Annotated in this window: 20 protein-coding genes; 15 read left to right on the top strand and 5 right to left on the bottom strand. The window is 70.7% G+C overall.

The window, feature by feature from the left end; genetic code table 11:
* The first annotated feature begins 47 nt into the window (after positions 1–47).
* A complete protein-coding gene (locus FB561_RS29325) occupies positions 48–1055 on the top strand; it encodes a Gfo/Idh/MocA family protein (protein ID WP_145812326.1) in 1008 nt (335 codons plus the stop codon).
* Positions 1056–1091: 36 nt separating this feature from the next.
* Entirely contained in the window at positions 1092–2090 is a 999-nt protein-coding gene (locus FB561_RS29320; RefSeq protein WP_145812323.1) for a Gfo/Idh/MocA family protein, read from the top strand.
* On the opposite strand, the gene FB561_RS29315 is transcribed toward FB561_RS29320, so the two are convergent.
* Positions 2087–2710 carry a VOC family protein gene (locus FB561_RS29315; protein ID WP_145812320.1) on the bottom strand — a complete coding sequence of 208 codons (624 nt, stop codon included), beginning with the start codon at positions 2708–2710 and terminating at the stop codon, positions 2087–2089. The two genes, FB561_RS29320 and FB561_RS29315, sit on opposite strands and share 4 nt — an antisense overlap.
* Positions 2711–2965: 255 nt before the next feature.
* Between FB561_RS29315 and FB561_RS29310 the strand changes: the two genes are divergently transcribed.
* From FB561_RS29310 to FB561_RS29295, 4 genes are all read left to right on the top strand, one after another.
* Positions 2966–3706 carry an alpha/beta fold hydrolase gene (locus FB561_RS29310; protein WP_145812318.1) on the top strand — a complete coding sequence of 247 codons (741 nt, stop codon included), beginning with the start codon at positions 2966–2968 and terminating at the stop codon, positions 3704–3706.
* Positions 3703–4761: a ferritin-like domain-containing protein gene (locus tag FB561_RS29305; RefSeq protein WP_145812316.1), complete on the top strand. Its 1059-nt coding sequence runs from the start codon at positions 3703–3705 to the stop codon at positions 4759–4761. The genes FB561_RS29310 and FB561_RS29305 overlap by 4 nt, the downstream gene beginning before the upstream one ends.
* 94 nt (positions 4762–4855) lie before the next feature.
* Complete coding sequence (locus tag FB561_RS29300) at positions 4856–6211, top strand: NAD(P)/FAD-dependent oxidoreductase (protein ID WP_145812314.1); 1356 nt, start codon at positions 4856–4858, stop codon at positions 6209–6211.
* A gap of 158 nt (positions 6212–6369) precedes the next feature.
* The gene (locus tag FB561_RS29295) at positions 6370–6861 is read left to right on the top strand and encodes a GNAT family N-acetyltransferase (protein WP_202880774.1); all 492 of its coding nucleotides are present in this window, start codon (positions 6370–6372) and stop codon (positions 6859–6861) included.
* A gap of 149 nt (positions 6862–7010) precedes the next feature.
* Here the strand turns inward: FB561_RS29295 and FB561_RS29290 are convergent, their stop codons facing one another.
* Positions 7011–8447 carry an alkaline phosphatase PhoX gene (locus tag FB561_RS29290; RefSeq protein ID WP_145812311.1) on the bottom strand — a complete coding sequence of 479 codons (1437 nt, stop codon included), beginning with the start codon at positions 8445–8447 and terminating at the stop codon, positions 7011–7013.
* Positions 8448–8800: 353 nt separating this feature from the next.
* Here FB561_RS29290 and FB561_RS29285 point away from each other — a divergent pair, with 353 nt between their 5' ends.
* Complete coding sequence (locus FB561_RS29285; protein ID WP_145812308.1) at positions 8801–9598, top strand: hypothetical protein; 798 nt, start codon at positions 8801–8803, stop codon at positions 9596–9598.
* A gap of 42 nt (positions 9599–9640) precedes the next feature.
* Here the strand turns inward: FB561_RS29285 and FB561_RS29280 are convergent, their stop codons facing one another.
* Positions 9641–10213, bottom strand: a complete 573-nt coding sequence (locus tag FB561_RS29280; protein ID WP_238335116.1) for a TetR/AcrR family transcriptional regulator — start codon at positions 10211–10213, stop codon at positions 9641–9643.
* 127 nt (positions 10214–10340) lie between these two features.
* Here FB561_RS29280 and FB561_RS29275 point away from each other — a divergent pair, with 127 nt between their 5' ends.
* Together FB561_RS29275 and FB561_RS29270 are read left to right on the top strand one after the other, a co-directional pair.
* Positions 10341–11360 carry an aldo/keto reductase gene (locus FB561_RS29275; protein WP_145812303.1) on the top strand — a complete coding sequence of 340 codons (1020 nt, stop codon included), beginning with the start codon at positions 10341–10343 and terminating at the stop codon, positions 11358–11360.
* Positions 11361–11496: 136 nt separating this feature from the next.
* The gene (locus FB561_RS29270; protein ID WP_202880773.1) at positions 11497–12567 is read left to right on the top strand and encodes a LacI family DNA-binding transcriptional regulator; all 1071 of its coding nucleotides are present in this window, start codon (positions 11497–11499) and stop codon (positions 12565–12567) included.
* Here the strand turns inward: FB561_RS29270 and FB561_RS29265 are convergent.
* A complete protein-coding gene (locus tag FB561_RS29265; RefSeq protein ID WP_145812298.1) occupies positions 12539–13990 on the bottom strand; it encodes a Gfo/Idh/MocA family protein in 1452 nt (483 codons plus the stop codon). The genes FB561_RS29270 and FB561_RS29265 overlap by 29 nt on opposite strands.
* A gap of 253 nt (positions 13991–14243) precedes the next feature.
* Here FB561_RS29265 and FB561_RS29260 point away from each other — a divergent pair, with 253 nt between their 5' ends.
* Positions 14244–16256: a beta-galactosidase gene (locus FB561_RS29260; RefSeq protein ID WP_145812297.1), complete on the top strand. Its 2013-nt coding sequence runs from the start codon at positions 14244–14246 to the stop codon at positions 16254–16256.
* Positions 16257–16259: 3 nt separating this feature from the next.
* Here FB561_RS29260 and FB561_RS29255 read toward each other — a convergent pair whose 3' ends face one another.
* Entirely contained in the window at positions 16260–18134 is a 1875-nt protein-coding gene (locus FB561_RS29255; RefSeq protein ID WP_238335115.1) for a potassium transporter Kup, read from the bottom strand.
* Between the two features lie 127 nt (positions 18135–18261).
* On the opposite strand from FB561_RS29255, the gene FB561_RS29250 reads away from it, so the two are divergent.
* From FB561_RS29250 to FB561_RS29230, 5 genes are all read left to right on the top strand, one after another.
* Positions 18262–18690, top strand: coding sequence for a hypothetical protein (locus FB561_RS29250; protein ID WP_145812295.1), 429 nt, complete (start codon positions 18262–18264; stop codon positions 18688–18690).
* A 184-nt stretch (positions 18691–18874) separates the two neighbouring features.
* Positions 18875–20929: a HelD family protein gene (locus FB561_RS29245; RefSeq protein ID WP_145812292.1), complete on the top strand. Its 2055-nt coding sequence runs from the start codon at positions 18875–18877 to the stop codon at positions 20927–20929.
* Positions 20930–21022: 93 nt separating this feature from the next.
* Positions 21023–21661, top strand: coding sequence for a GntR family transcriptional regulator (locus FB561_RS29240; RefSeq protein ID WP_145812290.1), 639 nt, complete (start codon positions 21023–21025; stop codon positions 21659–21661).
* 87 nt (positions 21662–21748) lie between these two features.
* Positions 21749–22936, top strand: coding sequence for an amidohydrolase (locus FB561_RS29235; protein WP_145812288.1), 1188 nt, complete (start codon positions 21749–21751; stop codon positions 22934–22936).
* Positions 22937–24217, top strand: a complete 1281-nt coding sequence (locus FB561_RS29230) for an MFS transporter (RefSeq protein WP_145812286.1) — start codon at positions 22937–22939, stop codon at positions 24215–24217.
* Positions 24218–24236 lie beyond the last annotated feature (19 nt).

The raw sequence follows: 24236 nt of genomic DNA, 5'->3' as shown, positions 1-24236 counted from the left end.
CGTATTCACACGCAGGCTGCCGATGACTTCACTGCGAGGAGGAGAAGGTGTCGAATCCGCTCAAGATCGCCGTTCTGGGTTTCTGGCATGTGCATGCCGGGGACTACGCGCGGCAGACCGAGCAGCACCCCGGGACGGACCTGGTGGCCGTCTGGGACGACGACCTGGAGCTGGGTCAGGCCGGCGCGGACCGGTTCGGGGTGCCGTTCACCGACGACCTCGACGCGCTGCTCGCGCGCGACGACCTGGACGGCGTGGTCGTCACCACGGCCACCAACGTGCACCGCGACATCATGGTGAAGGCCGCGGCCGCGGGCAAGCACATCTTCACCGAGAAGCTGCTCGCCCCGACGGTGGCCGAGGCCGAGGAGATCATCGCCGCGGCCGACGACCACGGGGTGAAGCTGATCGTCTCGCTGCCCCGGCTCTACCACGGCTACACCCAGGCGATCCGCGAGGTGATCGCCGGCGGTGAGCTCGGGCAGCTCACCTACGGCCGGGTCCGGCTGTCGCACGACGGCGCCGTACCGACCGACGAGGGAGAGGGCTGGCTGCCGCAGCGCTTCTTCGAGGCGAAGCCCGCGATCGGCGGGGCGCTGACCGACCTCGGCTGTCACCCGGTGTACCTGACCCAGCTGTTCCTCGGCGCCGATCCCGACCAGGTCGGCGCGATCTACCGGTCGGTGAACGGGCGCGGCCTGGAGGACAACGCGGTCGTCACGCTCGGGTACCCGGACCAGAAGGTCGGCGTGATCGAGGCCGGGTTCACCAGCCGGAACCCGTTCACGATCGAGCTGTTCGGTACCCAGGGCAGCCTGACGTACACCGAGGCAGGCAACGCGCTGCACGTGACGAGCTCGGCGTCCGGCGGGGAGCCTCGGCAGGTCCCGGTGCCCGAGCACGGGACGGACGCCTTCGCGCAATGGGTCGAGCACATCACCACCGGTACCCGCGCGGACGACAACCTGGCCCGGGCGGTCGAGCTGACCCGCCTGGTCGTGGCCGCCAACCAGGCCGCCGACGAGGGCCGGACGATCGCGTACCAGGCGCCCTGACGTGCCTGCCCCCACCAACCGAGGAGAAGACTGTTCATGGCAGTGATCAAGGTCGGGCTCATCGGCGGCGGCGGTATCGCGTCCGCCCACATCCGCGGCTACCAGCAGCACGCGGACCGGATCGGCATCACCGCGGTGGCCGACGCGGTCGAGGAGACTGCCGTTGCCCGCGGCACCGAGCTGGGCGCCAAGCCGTACACGGACTACCGGCAGATGCTCGCCGACGAGGACCTGGACGCCGTCGACATCTGTCTGCCGCACCACCTGCACCGGGACGCGATCGTCGCCGCGGCCGAGGCGGGCAAGCACATCCTCTGTGAGAAGCCGCTGTGTCTGTCCGCGGAGGAGGCCGCGGACGTCCGGGCCGCGGTGACCGCTGCCGGGGTGACGCTGATGTGCGCGCACAACCAGCTGTTCATGCCGGCTGTTGCGAAGGCGAAGGAGCTGCTGGCGGCGGGGACGATCGGCACCGTCTACGAGGTCCGGACCACCGACAGCTTCTACAACGACTTCGACCCGAGCTCGATGGGCTGGCGGGCGAGCAGCAAGACCAGTGGTGGTGGCGAGCTGATCGACACCGGGTACCACCCCACGTACCTGCTGCTGCACCTGGCCGGCGGGCTGCCGGTCGAGGCGACCGCGATGCTGTCCACCCACCGGCTGAAGTTCATGGAGGGCGAGGACTCGGCGCAGGTGCTGATCCGGTTCGACAACGACGTGGTCGGTCAGTTGGTGACCAGCTGGGCCTACCAGCCGGCCGAGTCCACCGAGCGCTTCTCCGCGGTCGGCGAGCTCGGGTCGCTGCACAGTGACGGGACGTCGCTGAGCTACCGGCTGCGGTCCGGTGAGACGAAGACGTTCGAGCTGGAGCCGGTGGACACCTTCGTCGCCGAGATCGGCCACTTCGCCGACTCGCTCCGGGACCGGACCCGGCCCCTGCACACCGAGGACGAGGGCATCGCGGTCCTCGGCATCCTGCTGGCTGCGTACGAGGGAGCGCGGACGAAGACGATCGCCCCGGTCCTCAAGGTCTAGGTCGGGAGCTCCGTGCCGGCGCGCTCGGCGGCCATGTACGCGGCGTACCAGGCGGGCCAGTTGGCGTCCGCCACCCCGGTGCGCTGCTCGTGCTCGCCGTGCGCGGCCTCGGCCCGGCGCAACGAGGACTCCAGATCGGTGACGGAGTCGTACGCCGTCGCGCCCGGGTCGACGCGGCCGGGGAGCCGGGTGGTGACCTCCTGCAGGATCCACGTGTTGCCGTCGGGGTCGGCCAGGACGGCGCGGGAGAAGTAGCTGCGCCGCTCCGGATCGGCCCCGGCGACCGGTCCGTCCGGACTCGGGTGGAAGATCTCGCCGACGTCGACACCGACGGCGACCAGCGCCTCCCGCGCCGTCACCACGTCCGGCACGACCAGGTACCCCTTCGCCGACCCTGGCGCGGCCTCGGTCAACCCCGGCCCGAAGTGCACCGAGCAGCCGGATCCAGGCGGCGTCAGCTGCACGACCCCCGGCGGAGTCACGTCGACCCGCCAACCGAGCCGCGCGTAGAACTCCTTCGCCCGCTCCACGTCGCTCACCGGGATGACGATCACCTCGACCGCCATGTCGAACGTCCCGATCCCCGTCCCTGCCGCTGTCCCCGCCGCTGTCGCCGCCATGCTGACCCCTCCTCGGCCGATGAGCTGTTCGCTCCCATGCTCGCCGCCGGCGGCCGGGATCACCAGGCCCGCCGGCGGATCCTCGACGATCCCCTACCAGTTGCCTGAAGCAACGTCTTCCGGTGGTGATCCGGGAGTGATCGCCCGGTCGCTCCGCGCGGACCCGTCACATCCGGGCCGGCTGTCCGGTCTTGCTCGGTAGTGACGGAGCCCCGCGCCTGGGTCGGGGCTCCCGGGAGGAAAGGAAGCACCACCATGAGTGAGCAGAGGCCGGCCGTCGTCCTCGTGCACGGCGCCTTCGCCGAGTCCGCGAGCTGGAACGGCGTCATCGAGCGGTTGCGGGCGGAGTCGCTGGACGCCGTCGCGGTCGCGAACCCGTTGCGCAGCCTGGCCGGGGACGCGGCGTACGTCCGGGACGTGATCACCGGGATCGGCAGGCCCGTCGTCCTGGTCGGGCACTCGTACGGCGGCATGGTGATCACCGAGGCCGCGGCGGGCAACGACCTGGTCGTGGCCCTGGTGTACGTCGACGCCTTCGCACCCGAGCACGGGGAGAGCGCGCTGGAGCTGTCGGGCAAGTTCCCCGGGAGCACCCTCGGCGCGGCGCTGGCCGCGTACCCGGTCGCCACCGGCGGGAACGAGTTCGTCATCCGCAAGGACGCGTTCCACCACCAGTTCGCCGCCGACGTCCCCGCGGACCAGGCGGCGCTGATGGCCGCGACCCAGCGCCCGGTCACCGAGGCCGCGCTGACCGACGGCCTGCCGACCACGACGCCGGCCTGGAAGACGATCCCGTCCTGGTTCGCGATCAGCGACGCGGACCTGAACATCCCGGTCGCCGCCCACCGGTACTTCGCCGAGCGCTCCGGCTCCCGGGGGACCCGGGAAGTCCCAGGCGCCTCCCACGCCCTGAGCGTCTCCCAGCCAGGCCCGGTCACTACCTCCATCCTCGAAGCCGTCGAGGCCGTCTCCCAGGAAGGTCCGAGCGCGCGATGAGTCAGCAGGAGGAGCTGGCGCCGTCGGCGGCACGGATCACCTGCCTCGACAGCTTGCGGGAGCACCTGCAGTGGGCGATCGAGTTGGAGCACGCCACTTTGCCGCCGTACCTGTGCGCGCTCTACTCGCTCGACCCGGCGCGGAACCCGGACGCCGTCCAGGTGGTCAGCAGCGTGTTCGTCGAGGAGATGATCCACCTCGCGCTGGCGGCGAACCTGCTGAACGCCGTCGGCGGTCACCCGGTCGTGGACACGCCGCGGATGCTGCCGAGGCATCCCCGGACCCTGCCGCACGGTGAGCGGTCCCTGGAGTTGTCGCTGGTGCCGTTCGGGCCGGAAGCGTTGGAGATGTTCCTCCGGCTCGAACAGCCCGCCCCGCCCGGCGCCCCGGCCGAGGACGACGGTTACGAGACGATCGGGCAGTTCTACGCCGCGATCGAGCAGGGATTGCGGCAGCTGTGCGCCGAACTGGGCGAGGACCAGGTCTTCACCGGCGACCCCACGCGCCAGGTCACCGCCGGTCCGTTCGCGCACACCACGGGTCAGCTGGCCGCGGTCACCGATCTCGCGTCGGCGCTCGCGGCCCTCGAAGAGATCGTGGAGCAGGGCGAGGGGACGTCCCGCGGCGAGGTCTGGGACGGCGACCAGGACATCTTCCACCCCGAGCGGGACGAGGTCGCGCACTATTTCCGGTTCCAGGAGCTCGCGCTCGGCCGGCGGTATCAGCGCGGTGACACGCCGCGATCCGGTCCGACCGGGGAGCCGGTCACCGTCGACCACGACGGCGTCCGGCCGATGCGGCCCAATCCACGCCTGGCCGATCACCCGCTGGGTCATCCGATCCGGACCGCGCAGGAGCAGTTCAACCTTGCGTACTGCGAGTTGCTGCGGCAGCTCGACCAGGCGTTCAACGGCAGCCCGCGAACGCTCGGCGCCGCCGTCGGCGCGATGTACGGGCTCAAGGCGCAGGCGATGACGCTGATGGCGCTGGACGACGGGGACGGCAGCACGGCCGGGCCGACCTTCGAGTACGTCGAGCCCGAGCTGCGCGGGTAGCCGAGGGGCCGGGCATCGGGGTCGCCGGCGGGAATGTCACAACGGGGCGTGCTGCTTTGTCTTAGCTGGTGAGACCTAGAGAAGAGAGGGCATCGTGCGGACGATCCTGGTGGTCGGCGGTGGCTACGCCGGCTTCTACACAGCGTGGAAACTGGAGAAGAAGCTCCGGCGTGGCGAGGCCCGGCTGGTCCTGGTCGACCCGCGCCCGTACATGACGTACCAGCCGTTCCTGCCCGAGGTGCTGGCCGGCTCGGTCGAGGCCCGGCACGCGGCCGTGTCGCTGCGCCGTCACCTGCGCCGGACGAAGATCGTCGCCGGTGCGGTCACCAGGATCGACCACGCGAACAGGTCGGTCACGGTCAGCCCGGCGCAGGGTCCCGAGCTCGAACTCGGCTACGACATCATCGTGGTCACCGCGGGCGCCGTGACGCGCCAACTGGCGGTACCGGGTGTCGCCGACCAGGCGATCGGGATGAAGCACGTCGAGGAGGCCGTGGCGATCCGCGACCGCCTGCTCACCGCGTTCGACCAGGCCTCGGCCCTGGAGCCCGGCCCGGAGCGGCAGCGCCTGCTCACGGTGACCTTCGTGGGCGGCGGCTTCTCCGGGGTCGAGGGATTCGGCGAATCGTTGTCGCTGGCAACATCCTTGCTGAGGTCCTACCCGGAGCTGGACGCGAGCGAGCTGCGCTTCCACCTGGTCGAGGCGCGGAACCGGATCCTGCCCGAGGTCACCGACAAACCCGGCGAATGGGTGGTCCGGAGCCTGGAGAAGCGCGGTGGCCGGGTGCACCTGAACAGCCAGGTCCTGTCCGCCCAGGACGGCCACGTGGTCCTGTCGACGGGTGCGGAGTTCGACTCGGAACTGATCGTCTGGACGGTCGGCAACGGCGCGAACCCGATGGTCCGCAACCACACCGACCTGCCGATCGACGAGCGCGGCCTGCTGACCGTCCGCGCGGACCTCCGGGTCGGGACCGAGGAGCACCCGGTCGAGGACGCCTGGGGCGCGGGCGACGACGCCGCGGTCCCGGATCTCGCCTCGCCTCACCCGGGCGCGGCGACGGTACCGAACGCGCAGCACGCCGTCCGGCAGGGGAAGCTGCTGGCGAAGAACATCATCGCCGTCCTGCGCGGTCGCGAGCCGAAGCCGTACGTCCACCACAGCCTCGGTACCGTGGCGACGCTGGGGCTCGGCCACGGCATCTTCCAGTACCACCGCATCGTCGTCAAGGGACTGCCGGCCTGGCTGATGCACCGCGGGTACCACGTGCTCGCCGTCCCCACCTGGGAACGGAAGATCCGCGTCCTCGCCGTCTGGCTGACCGCGGTCTTCTACGGCCGCGACATCGTCTCGCTCGCCTCGGTCCAGCATCCGCGGGACGCCTTCACCTCCGGCGGCGACGTGGCCCCGCGCCGGCTCGAGGAGGTGCCGAGCGAGCCAGCCGCCTGAGCAGCCGGGCGGAAATCCGGTTGTCCGGGCCGGGAGCGGCCGACTACGGTCGCCCCGGCGCGAACTGGTCGCGCGGGATCCGGGTGACGAGGGAGGTCGATGAATATGGCCGTCGGTGGCTGTGTTTCGCCTGCCCTTTTCGATCACCAGGAGTACGCGTGTCTGATTTCACCACCACCGAACTGACCACCGACCGTCTCTTGCTGCGGCCGTGGACCACCGACGAGGCCACCGGAGTGCTCACCGGGATCCGTCGTCCGCACTGGGCCGAGGACTTCCCGGCCGAAGGCGATCACGTCATCGCCGGGCTGTTCGCGGAGCACCCGGCCTGGCTCGGCGAGTACGGTCACCGGCAGCTCGTCGAGCGCGGGACCGGCTTGGTCGTCGGCTCGATCGGCCTGTTCTGGCCACCGTCCGACGGCCGGCTCGAACTCGGCTACGGCGTCGTCCCGTCCCGCCAGGGCCGGGGGTACGCGTCCGAGGCGGCCCGGGCGCTGACCGCCCACGCGCTCACGGCGCCAGAGGTCCACACGGTCCACGCCACCGTGGAACTGGCCAACCCGGCCTCGATCCGGGTTCTGGAGAAGGCCGGTTTCACCCGGGTCCACACCGACTCCGAACGGAACACGGCCGGCTACCGAACTCGATGACCGGCCGCTCGGCAAGGCCCGAACTTATGCAAAGTTTCTGAGGAGGCCGGCCCCGGCGTACCTTGGAAAACAGCCTCCCCCAGGCCACGAGAACCCCGCCGGCATCCCCTTGACCGACGGGGTTCTCGCTTGGTCGGACGGTGTCCGGATCAGCCGAGGTAGTCGCGCCACGGGCCGGTGATGGCCAGCGTGAGACCCGGGCTCTGGATGTTGACGAAGAGCACCTTGCCGTCGTCGGAGAACGCCGGGCCGGTGAACTCGGAGTCGTTCAGCATGTTCCGGGCGATCGCGTACGTCGGGCCGCCCGGGGTCGAGCTGAGTACGTGGCTGCTGGCGTTGCCGTCCTCGGCGAGGATCAACGAACCCCACGGCGTCACGGTGACGTTGTCCGGGCCGTCGAAGTTGTAGTCGTCGTACTTCGCCTCGGCGCCCTGGTCGGCGGCCGCGTTCTCCGGGAAGTACGTGACCAGCTGGATGGTGTCGGCGTCGTAGTTGTAGAACCACACCATGCCGTCGTGCGGGATCGCGTCGGCCGGCAGGTCCGAGGTGCCCGACTCGGCGTAGGAGTTGACCACGTACACGCCGTCGCGGGTGCCGAAGACGCCCTCGAACTTCTTGCCCCGGGTGACCCGACCGTCGGTGAACTGCTTGCGGCACGACACCGAGACCGCGTCCCGGTCCGGCACCGGCACCCACGCGACCCGGAACGGCCGGAGCAGCTGCGCGGACGTCAGGTACGCCACGTCCGGGATCGGCTTGCCGTCGTCACCGAGGATCGCCATCGCCTCGAGCGTGCCGAAGTCGGCCGCGGCCAGGTCCTGCCAGCTCTTCGGGCCGAGCTTGTATCCGCGCGGCGCGCTCCACCGGTAGAACAGCCCGTTCGGGCCGGACGCGTCCTCGGACAGGTAGATGTGGGTCCGGTCGCCGTCCACCGCGAGCGCCTCGTGCGCGTACCGGCCGAGCGCCTTGAGCGGGACCGGGTTCGCGGTCCTGCCGTCGGCCCAGACCTCGAAGACGTAGCCGTGGTCCTTCAGCCGGGTGGTGCCGTTGGCCTTGTTCTCGGTCTCCTCGCAGGTGAGCCAGGTACCCCAGGGGGTCGGGCCACCGGCGCAGTTGGTCAGCGTGCCGGAGATGCCGACCCACTCACCGAGGTTCCGGCCGTCGCGGTCGACCGAGATGACGGTGCAGCCGCCGGCAGCGCCGACGCCGGTGTCGTACACGGTGCCCGCGACCTGCGGGACGCCGAGCGCGTTGTTGCTGCCGATCTCGTGGTTCTGGATCAGCAGGTAGTTGCGGCCGGCGTCGAACACCGCCGTCCCGTCGTGCGCCCCGGGCGTCGGCTGGCCGGTCTTCAGCTTCGTCTCACCGGCCTTGGTGACCACCGTGTACTTGAACCCCGGCGGCAGCGCGAGCAACCCCTTGGGGTCGTCCATCAACGGCGGGAACGGCCGGTGCGTCGGCAGCGGGCCCTTGCCCGGACCGGGCGTCGCCGCGGCCAGCGACGGAACGGACCCAACAGTGGCGAAACCGACCCCGGCGGCCCCGGCGGCAGCACCGCGGAGGACGGAACGACGGGCGACAGACATGGCAAAGCTCCTTGAAACCTCGAAGGAAGCACCGGACGGACCACTTCGGGCCCGCGGCGCCGTCTCAGCAGCACACCCGATGGAGCCCCCACCCCACCGTCGCCGCGGCCCAGATCCTGCCCAACCCCAGCAGCCCCAAGGCAAACAAAACCTGAACAACAGAAGGGCGGCGTACTGCTCTGTGGACACGCTGAGATTCGGCGCACCATCACCGACCCACAACTACGATGAGTAGTCACTGATGCACGAGAAGCGTCGAACTCGACGTCCCAGGGGGTGGGGTCATGCGCAGTCACTATCCGGCCTGCGAAAGGGCCGAGAACAATCTCTGTCGATGTCAGCAGTGTGGCGGCATGATGCATCGCATCGAATGGGCGCTGATTGCGGCAGTTGAGGAATCGGGTGCCGAACGACGCAAGCGGCGGCGGTCCCTCGAAAGAGCATGGGACCGTCTTGCCGACGACCGGCGAGCGAAGCCGGCAACGGTTGCCCAGGTGGCGGTCAATTCAGGATTCGTCGATCTGGTCGATTGGCTCGCCGACGACTATCGGGCCGCAGTTGGTGCGGGAGAAGAAAGCAGAAGCACGGTCGCGCAACTCCGGGCTGGTCTGGTCGGAATGGTTTCCGATGCCGTCCGGGAAGAAGTGGACAAGATCGTCGGACCGCCCGGACCGAGTCGCGATGCCAATCCATTGCGCCTCGGCTTGGCAGATCACTTCTGGTGTGATCTCTTCGCGGCGATCGCGCAGGTCGCACAGCAGCTCCAGGGCGAGCTGGACGAGGTGCCCGATCACATCGCCGGCCTGATCGTCCGCTCCCGTCAGGCCGACAACAACCTCGTCCGACCGAAGCGTGGAACACCTAAGCCGGTCAAGCGGATCCCGCTGGAAGACCTGATGGTGGAGCGAGTGGTCTCGGCAGCGGTTCGCACTGCCTGGGCGCCTGTGCAAGCGATCTATCAGGCCAAGCTGCAGCTCCTGATCAGACACGCGCAGGTCCTCGCGATCCTGATCTGTCCTGCGCCCGAGCATCACCGCAGTGTGGTCGAGTACTGCATGCATCCACTCTTCGGCGAGGAGATCGCGGGACCCACCGTAGAGCGCATCAAGCGTGCGCTCTATGAAGATCTCTTCTCTCCGGGGCTCGAGTGAGGATCACGGAGCAGACGGGATCTGTCGAGCGGAGTCGCGCGGTTACCGCTCCAGGCGGAGGCCGGTGACCAGGAGGCCGGCCAGGCGGCGGGGGTCGTAGCGGGGGTCGGTGCCGGCGCCTATGCAGAGGTTGCCGACGCCGCGGAGGAGTGCGTACGCGTCGACGTCGGCGCGGATCTCGCCGGCGGCGACCGCGGCCTCCAGCAGGTCGGTGCAGACGGGGAGAAGGCGGTCGAGGAAGTACGTGTGCAGGGTGGCGAAGCCGGCGCTGTCGGACTGCAGGACGGCGGCCAGGCCGTGCTTGGTGACGAGGAAGTCGACGAAGAGGTCGATCCAGCGGCTGAGCGCGGCGTGCGGGGTCGGGCAGGAGGCGAGAAGGTCGGGGCCGGCCTCGGCGCAGGCGTCGACCTGGTGCCGGTACACCGCGACGATCAGGTCCGCCCGGGTCGGGAAGTGCCGGTAGATCGTGCCCGTTCCCACACCGGCTCGGGCCGCGATGTCGCGCACCGGCGCCTCGACACCCGCGTCGACGAAGGCGGCGGCGGCCGCGTCGAGCAGATTCTCCTTGTTCCGCCGGGCATCCGCGCGTTGTGGCCGCACGTCGCTGTCCTTCACCGGGTCATCCTCCCACGGCCTCCTTGTGAAACGGAACATCGTTCCGTATCGTTACCGGAACATGGTTCCGGTTGACTCGACGATACCGGGTCCCGGAACCGACGGACCAGTCTTCGGAGGCACACCCATGCAGTACCGCACGCTCGGCCGGACCGGCGTCCAGGTCAGCACGCTCGCCCTCGGCGCGATGAACTTCGGCGCGATCGGCCGGACCGGCCAGGAGGAGGCGACCGCGATCGTCGACGCCGCGCTCGAGGCCGGGATCAACGTGATCGACACCGCCGACATGTACGGCGCCGGCGAGTCGGAGCAGCTCGTCGGCAAGGCCATCGCCGGCCGCCGCGACGACCTGGTCCTGGCGACCAAGGCGACCATGCCGATGGGGGAGGAGCGCAACCATCGCGGCAGTTCCCGGCGCTGGCTGGTTACCGAGCTGGACAACAGCCTCGACCGGCTCGGCGTCGACCACGTCGACCTCTACCAGATCCACCGCTGGGACCCGGCCACCAGCGACGAGGAGACGTTGTCGGCGCTGACCGATCTGCAGCGCGCGGGCAAGATCCGGTACTTCGGCTCGTCGACCTTCCCGGCGTACCGGATCGTCCAGGCGCAGTGGGCCGCCCGCGAGCACCACCTGACCCGGTACGTCACCGAGCAGCCCAGCTACTCGATCCTGCAGCGCGGGATCGAGAGCCACGTGCTGCCGGTCACCGAGGAGTACGGGATGGGCGTGCTGGCGTGGAGCCCGTTGGCGTCGGGCTGGTTGTCGGGCGCGATCCGTGCGGGCCGGGAGATCTCGACCAGCCGCTCGGCGATCCTGCCCGAACGCTTCGACCTCGGCATCGGAGCGAACCAGGCGAGGATGGCCGCGGTGGAGCAGCTGGCCGAGGTCGCCGAGGAAGCCGGCCTGACCCTGATCCAGCTCGCGCTCGGCTTCGTCACCGCGCATCCCGGCGTCACCAGCGCGATCATCGGCCCGCGCACGCTGGACCACCTGCACTCCCAGGTGGCCGCCGCGGAGATCGTCCTGTCCGCCGACGTGCTCGACGCCATCGACGCGATCGTTGCCCCGGGCACCGACCTGGCACCGGGGGAGAAGTTCGACACGCCACCTGCCCTGCTCGACCCGGCCCTGCGACGCCGCTGAGCCGGCATCGAGCCGGAGTGGACGCTGCGCCGGCCGGTACCGTCGAGATCTCTGCGGTGGATCCCTTGACGCTGGGGTCGAGTGACCGTTCACTTGCTGTGTCAAGATGACGGTTCAGCGATCGAGGGAGACACAGGTGAGCGGCAGCGCGAACCCCCGCCGGCCGACCATCCGTGATGTCGCCCGGCTGGCCGGGGTGTCCCATCAGACCGTGTCGCGGTACCTGCGGCAGGACCTGACGATCAACGAGGCGATGCGGAACCGGATCGGCCAGGCGATCGCGCAGCTGGACTACCGGCCGAACCTCGTCGCCCGGGCGATGCGGGACCGCAAGACCGGCCGGCTCGCGCTGCTGCTGCCGCCGGGGACGACGGTCAGTTCGCTGAGCGTGCTGACCGGTGCTTCGTCCGCGGCGCAGACGGCCGGGTACGTCGTCGAGCTGGTCACCCTGGGCGGCTCGTCCGAGTCGTACACGGGTCGCGTGCTCGAGCTGGCGGACTCGGGGTTGTTCGAGGGCATCGTCTCGCTGATGGCACTACCGCAGGAGTTGCTGCGCCGGCGGAACGATCCCACCCCGATCGTCGTGATGCCGTTCTACGACGACCACATGCGCAGTATCGCCGAGCTGGCCGACGCGTCGATCTCGGCCGAGATCATCGCGTCGCTGGCGCGATTGGGGCATCGCCGATTCGTTCACCTGGCCGGCGATTACGCGCACACCTCGGCACGACGCCGGCGCGAGGTGTACCTGGAAACGATCGAGCGGCTCGGCCTCGAGTCCGCCGGGATCCTCGACTGCGGCTGGCGGGCCGAGCCGGCCCGGCAGGCCGTGCTGGACCTGCCGGCGGACAGCGGCGTGACCGCGATCATCGCGGCGAACGACGTCCTCGCGACCGGCGCGCTCAGTGGGGCGCTGGCCCGCGGCTGGCGGGTCCCGGAGGATCTCAGCGTGACCGGCTGGGACAACAACCCGGTGGCGGCCGCGATGACGCCGTCGATGACCACGGTTGACATCGACCACGAACGGCTCGGCCGGCGCGCGATGCAGCAACTGCTGGCGGCCCTCGGGCATCCGGAGCCGGCCGGTGACCAGGAGCCGATCGGCACGATCGTCTGGCGCGAGTCCACCGGCCCCGCCGCCACGCCTCGCGTGCCGGCCGGGACCGGCCACCAGGGACTCAGAAGCCGAGCGCCAGGTCCTCGATGACGATCGCGCGGCCGTCGGCGATGGACTCGTTGGCGGCGATGCCGACCGAGACCGCCTTCAGCCCGTCGAGGTAGTCGGCCGCCCGCCGCAGCGGGTCCTCGCCGACCCGCAGGTCCCGCCGGAACAGGTCCTTGAGCAGGATCGCGTCACCGCCGCCGTGGCCGCCGATACCGCTGGGGATCGCGACCTCCTCGGCCGGCTGCCAGTGCCGCTGGACGATCAGCCTGTCACCTTCCGGGCGCGTGGATCCGGTGCTGGCGCGCTCGGACCCGGCCGACGGGTCGAGCACCACGTTGCCGTCGGCATCGAGCTCGATGTGGCCGCGCTCGACCACGGTCAGCTCGGCCCGCCCGGCCGTGCCGTTGACCGACACCTTGTAGCCCTCCCACGGGCTGTGCGCGTTCAGCGAGTACGTCAGCGTCGCGCCGCCGCGGTAGTCGACGACGGCCGCCATGTTGTCCTCGATCGTGATGCCGGCCGCGAACGGGTCCAGATCGCGGCGGTACCCGTCGTGCTGCTCGGCCTGCAGGTACAGCGCGTTCAGCCGCGGATCGGCGGCGAGGTCGATCGAGAACGGGTCCGGGTTGCCGGTGCCGCGCTCGGGCCGGTCGGTCAGCCCGCGGTCGGCGGCGTTCTTGTCGCCGTAGAACCGCAGCGCGCCCGAGGCGTACACCTTGACCGGGGTGTCGTCGAGCCACCAGTTCACCAGGTCGAAGTGGTGGCTGGCCTTGTGCACCAGGAGGCCACCCGAGTTGGTCTTCTCGCGGTGCCAGCGGCGGAAGTAGTCGGCGCCGTGCACGGTGTCGAGCACCCACTCGAAGTGCACGCTGGTGACGTCGCCGATCGCGCCGGACGCGATCACCTCGCGCAGGCTGGAGTTGCGCGGGGCGTACCGGTAGTTGAAGGTGACGACCACGTCGCGGCCGGTCTCGGCGACCGCCTTGGTGATCCGCTGGCAGCCCTCGACGCTGGTGGTCAGCGGCTTCTCGACGATCACGTCGGCGCCGGCCCGCAACGCGCGGTCGACCAGCTCGGCGTGCGTCCGGTCGACGGTGGTGACGATGACGACGTCGACCCGCTGTTCGGCGATCAGCTGCTCGAGCTGGTCCGGGCCGTACTGCGGCAGCCCGGCGGGTCCGTCCAGGCCGAGGGCGCTGCCGGCCTGGCCGTCGTGGTAGGCGATCCGGGCCGGGTTCAGGTCGAGCCAGGCGACGAGCTCGCCGACGTCGGCGTGCTCACCGGTGAGGGCGCCGACGTACATGCCGGCCCGGTGACCGGTCCCGGCGATGGCGTACCGGCGGCGCGGCCGGTCGGCGGGCGGGTCGACGAACTGCGGTACCACCCCGGCGCCGGCCGCGCTGCTCGCGCTGGAGGCCGGGACGGGTGCCGTGGGGTTCTGGTCGAGGCGGCTCTGCTGGGTCACGGTTGTCCTTGGAGGGTTCGGCGGCGGCGGAGTCAAGCCGGATGAACGTTCACTGAAACGCTAGGTGAGGGGCCGGTGGGGGTCAACCGTCCGACCCTGGGATCGGACCGTCCCGGGCCCCTCCGCGCCGGATTCCGGCCGGGAATGACCGGATCCGGCCACGCGGCGGACACCGCGTTGACGGGCCTCGGCGGCGGAAACTACCGTATCGGTGACCGTTCACTCGACTGATCCAGCGATGGAGTACCGCGCGATGACCACGACGGGCCGGCCCTGGCCGCTCGAGCTGACCGGACTCGCCTACGGCGGCGACTACAACCCCGAGCAGTGGCCGCGGGAGGTGTGGCCGGAGGACGTCGAGCTGATGCGGCAGGCCGGGGTGAACCTGGTCAGCGTCGGCATCTTCTCCTGGGCCCAGCTGGAGCCGCGCGAGGGCGAGTACGACTTCGGCTGGCTGGACGACATCCTGGACCAGCTGCACGCCGGCGGGATCCGGGTCGCGCTGGCCACGGCGACCGCCTCACCGCCGCCCTGGCTGACCCGGCGGTACCCCGAGATCCTCCCGATGCTTGCCGACGGCACCGTTCTCGGCCAGGGCGGCCGGCAGGCGTACGCGACCTCGTCACCGTTGTTCCGCGAGTACGCGGTCCGGATGACCCGGATGATGGCCGAGCGGTACGGCGAGCACCCCGCGGTCGCGCTGTGGCACGTGGACAACGAGCTGGGCTGTCACGTCCCGCTGGACTACTCCGATTCGGCGGCGGCCGCGTTCCGGGGCTGGCTGGAGCGCCGGTACGGGACGATCGAGAAGCTCAACCGTGCCTGGGGGACCGCCTTCTGGTCGCAACGGTACGACGCCTTCGACGAGGTGCTGCCGCCACGGCAGGCGCCGACGTACGTGAACCCGACGCAGCAGCTCGACTTCGCGCGGTTCTCGTCCGACGAGCTGCTCCGGCACTACCGCGCGCTGCGGGACGTCCTGCGCGAATTGTGCCCGCGGATCCCGACGACGACGAACCTGATGATGAACAGCCGGACCAAGGCGATGGACTACTTCTCCTGGTCCGCCGATCTGGACGTGGTCGCGAACGACCACTACCTGATCGCCGCGGATCCGGAGGCGCAGATCGAGCTGGCGTTCAGCGCCGACCTCAGCCGCGGGGTGGCCGGTGGCGCGCCCTGGATGCTGATGGAGCACTCCACCTCCGCGGTCAACTGGCAGCCGCGGAACAGGGCGAAGGGACCGGGGGAGATGCTGCGCAACTCGCTCTCCCACGTCGGCCGGGGTGCGGACGCGGTGATGTTCTTCCAGTGGCGCCAGTCGCTCGCCGGTGCCGAGAAGTACCACTCGGGGATGCTCCCGCATGCCGGGACCGACACCGACGTCTGGCGGAACACGGTCGAGCTGGGCCGGGTCCTGCGCGAGCTCGCGCCGGTCCGTGGCAGCGTGGTCGAGTCGAAGGTCGCGCTGCTGTTCGACTACCAGGCCTGGTGGGGGATCGAGCTGGACTCGCACCCGACCGAGCTGGACTACACGGCCGAGGCGCTGCGCTGGTACCGGCCGTTCTGGCGCCGCAACGTCAGCGTCGATGTGGTTGCCCCAAGCACCGACCTCACGGGGTACGACGTGGTCGTGGTGCCCGCGCTCTACCTGGTGACCGACGAGGCCGCGGCCCGGATCACGGCGGCGGCGCAGGCCGGGGCGACGGTGCTGGTGAGCTACTTCAGCGGGATCGTGGACGAGCACGACCACGTCCGGCCGGGTGGGTACCCGGGTGCCTTCCGGGACCTGCTCGGGGTGACGACCGAGGAGTTCTGCCCGCTCGGCGAGGGCGAGGTGCAGTCCCTCGACGACGGCGGTGCCGGTGATCTGTGGAGCGAGAAGACCCACCTTCGCGGCGCGACCGCGGTCCGCACCTGGTCCTCGGGTCCGGTCGCGGGCGGGCCGGCCGTCACGCGCAACGTGACCGGTGACGGCGCCGCGTGGTACGTCGGGACCCGGCTCGACGAGGACGGGACGCAGCGCATCGTCGACGCCGTCCTGGCCGAGACGGACGTGGCGCCGGTGGTTCGCGATCTCCCGGCCGGGGTGGAGGCGCTGCGGCGGCAGGCCGAGGACGGTAGCTCGTTCCTCTTCCTGCTGAACCACGGCACCGAGGAGGTCAAGGTCGGGGCCACCGGCAAGGAGTTGCTCAGCGCAACGAACTGCGCCGGCCTGGTCAGCGTTCCCGCGCACGGCGTAGCGGTGGTCCACGAGGAGCAGTAGCCGTCAGACGTCGATGCGGGAGCCGACGATGACGACCCGGTCACGCGGCAGGCCGAAGTGGGTGGCCGCGTCGGCGCTCAGGTGCGAGGTGGCCACGAAGAGCCGCTTCCGCCAGCGGGGCATCCCCGGGTCGTCGCCGACGGTGAGCTCGATCGTGGACAGGAAGTACGAGGTGTTCTCGAGGTCGAGGTCGAGCGCCGACAACTCGGGGCTCTGCTCGGCCGCGAGACGCAGAACAGCGGGGACGTTGGTCCGCTGGGTGTAGCCGAACCGGGCGGTGACCATGACGATCCCGTCGTCGGCGTAGCCGAGCTCGTCGACCTCGACGCGCCGGCCTTCGGGGAGCCGCGGGACCGGCAGCGTCTCCAGGGTCAGGATCACCACCTTCTCGTGCAGGACGTGGTTGTGCTCGACGTTGGCCCGCAGCGCCAGCGGTACGGTCGACTTGCTCCGGTTGAGGAACACCGCCGTCCCCGGGACCCGCTGCAACCGGCGCTCGGGATCGTGGAGATGGTCGACGAAGACGCGCAGCGATCCCTCCTCGTTCTCACGGCGCTTGGTCACCAGTGCGCGGCCGCGTTGCCAGGTGGTGAGGACGGTGAACACGGTGATCCCGACGAGCAGCGGGAGCCAGCCGCCGTGGGCGAACTTGGTCAGGTTCGCGGCGAAGAAGAGCAGCTCGATGGTCAGGAAGACGGCGGCCCCTGGGATCACCACCCAGAGCGGCTTCCCCCAGTGGCGGCGGACGATGTAGAAGTACAGCAGCGTGGTGATGAGGATCGTGCCGGTGACCGCCATCCCGAAGGCGAACGCGAGCCGGGTACTGCTGCGGAACGCGAACACCAGCGTCAGGACCGAGACCATCAGCGCCCAGTTGACCCACGGGACGTAGATCTGGCCGACCCGCTCCCGGGACGTGTGCTGGACGCGCAACCGGGGCAGGTACCCGAGCTGGACGGCCTGGTGCGCGACCGAGAACGCCCCGGTGATGACGGCCTGGGACGCGATCACGGTCGCCGCGGTCGCGAGCAGCACCATCGGCAACCGCCCCCACGCCGGGACGAGCAGGAAGAACGGGCTGCTGACCGAACCCTGATCGCGCAGGACGAGCGCCCCCTGGCCGAGGTAGCTGAGGATGCAGGCCGGGAAGACGAGCAGCAGCCAGGCCCGGGTGATCGCCGGCCGGCCGAAGTGACCGAGGTCGGCGTAGAGGGCCTCGGCACCGGTGATCGCCAGCACGACGGCGGCCAGCGCGAAGAACGCGAGCCCGAAGTGGTCGGTCAGGAAGTCGAGGGCGTACGTGGGGGACAGAGCCCGGAGGATGCCGGGGTGGCGCGCGATCCCGGCCACGCCACACGTCGCGATCGCGAGGAACCACAGCACCATCACCGGGCCGAACGACCGGCCGATCCGCCCGGTGCCGAACCGCTGGACACCGAAGAGCACGATGATGATCGTCGCGGTGATCGGGACCACGTAGTCGGCGAGGTCGGGCTGGACCACCTTGAGCCCCTCGACCGCGGACAGGACCGAGATCGCCGGGGTGATCATGCTGTCGCCGAAGAACAACGAGGCGCCGAAGATCCCGAGCGCGGCCAGCACCGCCTTGGTCCGGCGGCCGCCCTGGACCGCCCGGCCGCGGATCAAGGTGATCAGCGCGAGGATGCCGCCCTCGCCGTGGTTGTCGGCCCGCAGGATCAGCAGCACGTACTTGATCGTGACGATCATCGTCACCGCCCAGAAGATCAGCGAGATGATCCCGTAGACACTGTCCGCCGAGACCGGCACCGGATGCGGGTCACCCGGATCGAACACGGTCTGCACGGTGTAGATCGGACTCGTCCCGATGTCACCGAAGACAACCCCGAGCGCCCCCACGATCAGAACCGTCCGGGCAGTACTACGGGGACCGGTGCGCTCGGGAGTCACCCCCCACGCCCCGCCCCGTCCGGACCCCGAACCGTGCCCACACCAGCATTGAAGCACGGGGCACTAGGCTGGCGGGGTGGACAGTCAGGCGAACTGGCGGGAGCAGCGGCGGGAGGCGGCGGCCGCGCAGGCCGAGGCGCTCGAACGCCGCCGGGCGTCCGAGACCGCGCGGGCACGGGCCCTGTTGACCGAGTTCGTCGCGCAGATGAAGGCGAAGGGATACGCCCCGGTGCCGCTGCGCGCGCACGTGGTCGGGTCCGGGACGAGCTACCGGACCGGCCTGACCGGGTGGTACCTGCGCCGGAACCGGTCCGTCGGTGTGGATGCCGAGGGCAACTTCTATGTGCTCGGCGTGCAGCCGAACCTGAAGGCCCGGCTGCTCGGGGTCCAGCCGCGGCCGTCCGACCCGCCGCTGGTGGTCGGCCAGGGTGCGCGCGACGGCGAGTCGATCCCGCTCCACCAGCTGCTCCGGCGTCGCCTGGAGGAGGGCGTCGACCCGGCCTAGTGCCGAGATTTAATCGGTGGCGGGGCCGCCGGACGGGCTGGTAGCGTCCTCGGTCTGTCTTTCGGGTGGCTTCCCTGCACTTGCGTGAAGGATCGAATCGAACCGGAGGAACTCTTCGGGGCGGGACCCTTGTCGGTCGCCGCCGTCCGTCGTTCCCCCCACCACCGAGTCGAGGCTCCTTCCGATGGTCGAAACCACACCTGCCCCTTCCCCCGAACTCCAGGCCGAACGCGGCTTTCTCACCGAAGCCCGGGCCGCGCTGGCCCGGATGTACCGCGACGTCGAGGGTCGCGAGATCCCGGTGATCGGCGGTGAGGACAACGACGAGCGCTTCACCAACGAGGCCAACGCCCGCGCGTACGAGCAGCGCACCCAGGCCCTGCTCGACCTGCCGGACGTGCCGTTGTTCTTCGGCCTGCTGGACTACGAGACCGGCACGATCGAGGACCTCGACCGGATCCACATCGGCCGCCGGCACGTGCACGACGGCAACGGCGTCCCGCTCGTCATCGACTGGCGGGCGCCCGTCTCGGTGCCGTTCTACCGGGCGACCCGTACCGACCGGCAGCGCGTCCTGCTCCGGCGGCGGTACGGCTTCTCGGACGCGGCCGAGCTGACCGGCTTCGAGGACGAGCCGCTGATCGGCGCCGGGTCCGAGGACCAGGCGGACGCGTTCCTGCGGGCCGAGATCGAGCGTCCCCGGACCGGGCCGATGCGCGACATCGTGGCCACCATCCAGCCGGAGCAGGACGACCTGGTCCGGGCGCCGCTGCACCCGACCGTCTGCGTGCAGGGCGCACCCGGTACCGGGAAGACCGCCGTCGGCCTGCACCGGGTCGCGTACCTGCTGTACACCGAGCGGGAGCGGCTGAGCCGGGGCGGCGTCGTGATCGTCGGGCCGAACCGCTCGTTCCTCTCCTACATCCGCAAGGTGCTGCCGGCGCTCGGCGAGGTCGACGTCCGCCAGATCACCATCGACGAGCTGATCCCACAACCGGCCGCGGCCGCGGACGACGCGGAGGCCGCCCGGGTCAAGGGCGACGCCCGGATGGAACGCGTCCTCCATCGCGCGCTCTGGTCCTTCGTCGGGCAGCCGACCGAGGGAATCCTTTACAGCAAGGGATCCCGGCGGTACCGCGTCCACGACGACGAGGTCCTGGACATCGTGACCGCGCTGCGGGAGTCGACCCGGTACGCCCCGGGCCGGAACGCGCTCGCGCAGCGGATCGCGCACGCCGTCCTGGTCCAGATGGAGCGGCGCGGCGAGTCACCGGACGACCGGGTCCAGAACGCCGTCGCCCGGTCGAAGCCGGTGAAGGCTCTCGTCGACGCGGTCTGGCCCCGGGTCGCGCCCGAGCAGATCCTGTACCGGTTGTTCTCCGACGCCGACTTCCTCGCGCAGTCGGCCGGCGACGACCTCACCGAGGACGAGCGGGCTGCCCTGCTCTGGCCGAAGGCGCCGCGCTCGTGGAAGTCGGCGCAGTGGTCGGACGCCGACACGGTGCTGCTCGACGAACTCGACGACCTGATCGAGCGCCAGAGCGGATCGCTCGGCCACCTGGTCCTGGACGAGGCGCAGGACCTGTCGGCGATGCAGCTGCGCGCTCTCGGCCGGCGCTGCCGGACCGGTTCGGCCACGGTTCTCGGCGACCTGGCCCAGGCCACCACGCCGTGGGCCGCCGGGTCGTGGGACCTGGTTCTCGGTCACCTCGCGAAGTCCGACGGCGTCGTGGCCGAGCTGGACCGGGGCTTCCGGGTGCCGGACCAGATCATCGAGTTCGCGGCGAAGCTGTTGCCGCAGATCGCGCCGACGCTGGGCGTACCGCGGGGAGTCCGGACGGTCGCCGACGCGCTGGCCGTGGTCCGGACCGACGAGCACTCGGTCCCGGCCGCGCTCGTCGATGCGTGCAAGGCCGCGCTGGCCGGTGAGGGGACGGTCGCGATGATCGCCGCCGACGACCAGGTCCCCGCGTTGCAGGAGGCGCTCGCGACAGCCGGCCTCGAGCCCGCGTTGCTCGGTGCGGCCGAGGACGCGATGGACACGGCCCGGCTGGTCTGCGTCCCGGCAAGCCTCGCGAAGGGGCTGGAGTTCGACGCGGTCGTGGTGGCCGAACCGGCGAACATCGTGGCCGCCGAACCCCGCGGCCTGCAACGGCTGTACGTCGTCCTCACCCGCGCGGTCAGCCACCTGCAGATCGTCCACGCGGCACCGCTGCCTGGTGCGTTGGGCCAGGGCTGACCAAACCCGAGTGCGGGGTCGCCGGTGCACGGGTTGATCCCGCGACCCAGTCGATCAAGGGAGACCCGGCGGCGCGTCTTGCATACTGGGGCGGTGAGTCAGGGCGAAGGCTTCGAGTCCGAGTCGGAGCGGGTGACGCGGCGGTTGCGCGACGACATCCTCGACGGAGTGCGGGCGCCGGGGGACCGCTTGGTGGAGCGGGACCTGGCCGAGGAGCTCGGGGTGAGCCGGGTGCCGGTCCGGGACGCATTGAAGGCGTTGGTCGCGGAGGGGCTGGTGACGCCGCGACCGCGGTCCTGGGCGGTGGTGCGGGAGTTCACCGATTCGGATGTGGCCGATCTCAACGAGGTGCGGGCGGCGTTCGAGCCGTTGACGTTCCGGCTCGCGGCCGAGCGGCGGACGCGCGAAGGACTGGAGCGACTGCGGGCCATGCTCGACGAGGAGTTCGCGGCGGCCCGGGCGAACGACGCGGTCCGGGCGCGGCGGGCGGGGGCCGATTTCCACGAGGTGGTCACCGAGTTGGCGTCGAACGAGTTGCTCACCGAGATCGAGCGGCCGGTGCGGAGCCGGCTGCGGTGGTTGATGGCGCAGCACGACGACCTGCTCGCGGTCGCGGAGCAGCACGAGGGCCTGTACACCGCGATTGCGAACCGGGACGTCACGGCGATCGACCGGCTGGTCGGCGAACACCTGAAGGCTTCCCAGCACCTGATGACTCGGGTGCGGCCGTAGCTCCGGTATACCGCGCAGATCTCCGCGGACGGACAGATCGAACGCCTTCTGCCGGCAGGCTGGTCAGTTTGGTATACCATTCTGGTCATGACTTCCTTGCTGCTTGCCAACGTGCGCCCGTGGGGCGGGCCGCCGGTCGACGTGGTGATCGCGGACGGCCGGATCGTGGACGTCGTACCGGCCGGGACCGCGACCACGACGGGGGAGCGGATCGACGGTCGCGGGCTGCTGGCGCTGCCCGGGTTCGTCAACGCGCACGCGCACGTGGACAAGAGCTGGTGGGGCCGGCCGTGGGTGCCGTACGGCGGTGAGGCGACGACGCAGGGCCGGATCGCGCACGAGCGCGCGGAGCGGGACAAGTACGGCATCCCCAGCGTGGACGGGGCGAAGGCGGTGCTGCGGGAGTTCCTCCGGCACGGCACCACGGCGACGCGGACCCACGTGGACGTGGACCTGGGGGTCGGGCTGCGCGGGATCGAGAACGTGCTCGCGGCCGCCGAGTCGCTCGGCAACGCGGTGGACGTGGAGATCGTCGCGTTCCCGCAGGACGGGGTGATGCGTCGGCCCGGCGTCCTGGATCTGCTGGACCGGGCAGCCGCGGAGGGCGCGACGAGTATCGGCGGACTCGACCCGGCATCGATCGACCGGGACCCGGTGGCCCAGCTCGACGCGCTCTTCGAGATCGCCGAGCGACGCGATGTGGGTCTCGACATCCACCTCCACGACGGCGGTGAGCTCGGCGCCTTCCAGTACGAGCTGATCATCGAGCGCACCCTCCGCGCGGGCCTCGCCGGCAAGGTCACGGTCTCGCACGGGTTCGCGCTCGGTGAGCTGTCCACCGATCGTCAGGCGCGGCTCGTGGACCAGCTCGGCGAGGCGGGGATCTCCTGGGCGACCGTCGCGCCGGTCCGGTCGGCGCCGTTGCCCTGGCGCGCCATGCGTGACCGAGGTGTCGCCATCGGGCTGGGCACCGACGGGATCCGCGATCTGTGGTCGCCGTACGGTGACGGCGATCTGCTCCGGGTCGCGCTCGGGTTCGCCCGGCTGCACGGGCTGCGGACCGACGACGAGCTGGCGTACGCGATCGAGCTGGCGACGACCGAGGGCGCGCGGTTCGTGCATCGGGAGCAGCACGGGGTGGCGCCCGGTTCGCGCGCCGATGTCGTCCTGCTCGACGCAGAGAACGTCCAGGACGCGCTGGTCCGGGCGCCGCGCCGTGAGCTGGTAGTTGCCGGCGGCAAGGTCGTGGTCCGCGACGGCGAGTTGCGCGTCTGAATGGCAGCAACCGTGATGGTGCGGCGTGCACTGGCCTCGCTGCACGGGAACCGGCCGTTTCGGCTGCTGTGGTTCTCCAACCTGTTTTTCTTCGGCGGTGTGTGGACGCAGACGCTGGTCCTTGGGTGGCTCGTGTACGAGACCACTCGATCGGAACTGCTCGTCGCCGTGTACACCGCGGCCCGGCTCGCGCCGATGCTGCTCGGGCCGTTCGCGGGGGCCTTCGCGGACCGGCACAACCGGGTCCGGCTGCTGACGATCGCGTGTGCTTGGGCACTGGTCGCGGTGAGCGCCGTCGCGGCGCTGACGTCACTGACCCGGCCGCCGTACTGGGCGCTGGTGGTCGGCGGCCTGGCGGTCGGCCTGGCGCAGTCGCCGTCCCAGCCCGCGCGCGCCTCGCTGGTCCTGGATCTGGTCGGGCGGCGGAACCTCAGCAACGCCAACGCGCTCAACTCGATGGCGATGAACATGACCCAGGTCGTCGGCCCGGCGGTCGGTGGCCTGATGATCAGCGGACTCGGTGCGCCGGCGGCGCTGTGGATCTCCACGGTCTGGTACGCGATCTCGCTGGTGCTGCTGTTGCCGTTGCGCGGTCTCGGTCAGGTGGCGCACGAACGCAGTGCGTCGGCCGTCCAATCGGTCGTATCGGGCCTGCGGGCGATCGTCCGGAACCGCCTCGCCACGGCGGTACTCCTGGTGACGCTGGCCGCGAACACGCTGCTGTGGCCGATCTACCAGTCCTTCATGCCCGTCTTCGCGCAGGAGTCGCTCGGCCTGGACGCCGCCGGGCTCGGTTGGCTCCTGACCTGTGGTGGCGTCGGCGGCCTGATCGGTTCGCTGGTGATCGCCGGAATGGGGGACTTCCGTCACAAGGGCGCGATGTTCGTCGTGGGGACCGCCGGCTGGGGGACGCTGTGGGCGCTGTTCGCGGTGTCCCGGAACCCGGTCGTCTCGTTCGTCCTGATGGGCGCGATCGGGCTGATGAGCGCGGCGTTCGGCGTCCTGCAGACCACGCTGCTGCTGATCACCACCGAACCCCACCTGCACGGCCGGGCCCTCGGCGTCCAGGAGCTTGCCATCGGCATCATGCCGGTCGCCGCCCTGGGCCTCGGCGCTCTCGCCGAGCACTTCGGCCTCGCCGCCACCACGTTCGTGGCAGCGGTGTTGCTGGTGGTCTGCCTGGTCGCACTGACCGTGTGGACCCCACAGCTGCTCAACGCGGAGCTCGGCTCCTCGGCCGATCGGCCCGCGGCGACACCGAGCGACGTGCTGTCTGGATGAGACCGCTTGTTTCGTGGTA

It is taken from the genome of Kribbella amoyensis (assembly GCF_007828865.1).
GTDB lineage: Bacteria > Actinomycetota > Actinomycetes > Propionibacteriales > Kribbellaceae > Kribbella > Kribbella amoyensis.
The sequence above is the reverse complement of the archived record's forward strand: the minus strand, read 5'-3'. Positions and strand labels throughout refer to the sequence as shown.

Coding starts and splice junctions, on each gene's coding strand:
- FB561_RS29320 (WP_145812323.1), top strand. CDS start 1,092: ATGGCAGTGATCAAGGTCGGGCTCATCGGCGGCGGCGGTATCGCGTCC.
- FB561_RS29315 (WP_145812320.1), bottom strand. CDS start 2,710: ATGGCGGCGACAGCGGCGGGGACAGCGGCAGGGACGGGGATCGGGACG.
- FB561_RS29310 (WP_145812318.1), top strand. CDS start 2,966: ATGAGTGAGCAGAGGCCGGCCGTCGTCCTCGTGCACGGCGCCTTCGCC.
- FB561_RS29305 (WP_145812316.1), top strand. CDS start 3,703: ATGAGTCAGCAGGAGGAGCTGGCGCCGTCGGCGGCACGGATCACCTGC.
- FB561_RS29290 (WP_145812311.1), bottom strand. CDS start 8,447: ATGTCTGTCGCCCGTCGTTCCGTCCTCCGCGGTGCTGCCGCCGGGGCC.
- FB561_RS29285 (WP_145812308.1), top strand. CDS start 8,801: ATGATGCATCGCATCGAATGGGCGCTGATTGCGGCAGTTGAGGAATCG.
- FB561_RS29275 (WP_145812303.1), top strand. CDS start 10,341: ATGCAGTACCGCACGCTCGGCCGGACCGGCGTCCAGGTCAGCACGCTC.
- FB561_RS29260 (WP_145812297.1), top strand. CDS start 14,244: ATGACCACGACGGGCCGGCCCTGGCCGCTCGAGCTGACCGGACTCGCC.
- FB561_RS29245 (WP_145812292.1), top strand. CDS start 18,875: ATGGTCGAAACCACACCTGCCCCTTCCCCCGAACTCCAGGCCGAACGC.
- FB561_RS29235 (WP_145812288.1), top strand. CDS start 21,749: ATGACTTCCTTGCTGCTTGCCAACGTGCGCCCGTGGGGCGGGCCGCCG.
- FB561_RS29230 (WP_145812286.1), top strand. CDS start 22,937: ATGGCAGCAACCGTGATGGTGCGGCGTGCACTGGCCTCGCTGCACGGG.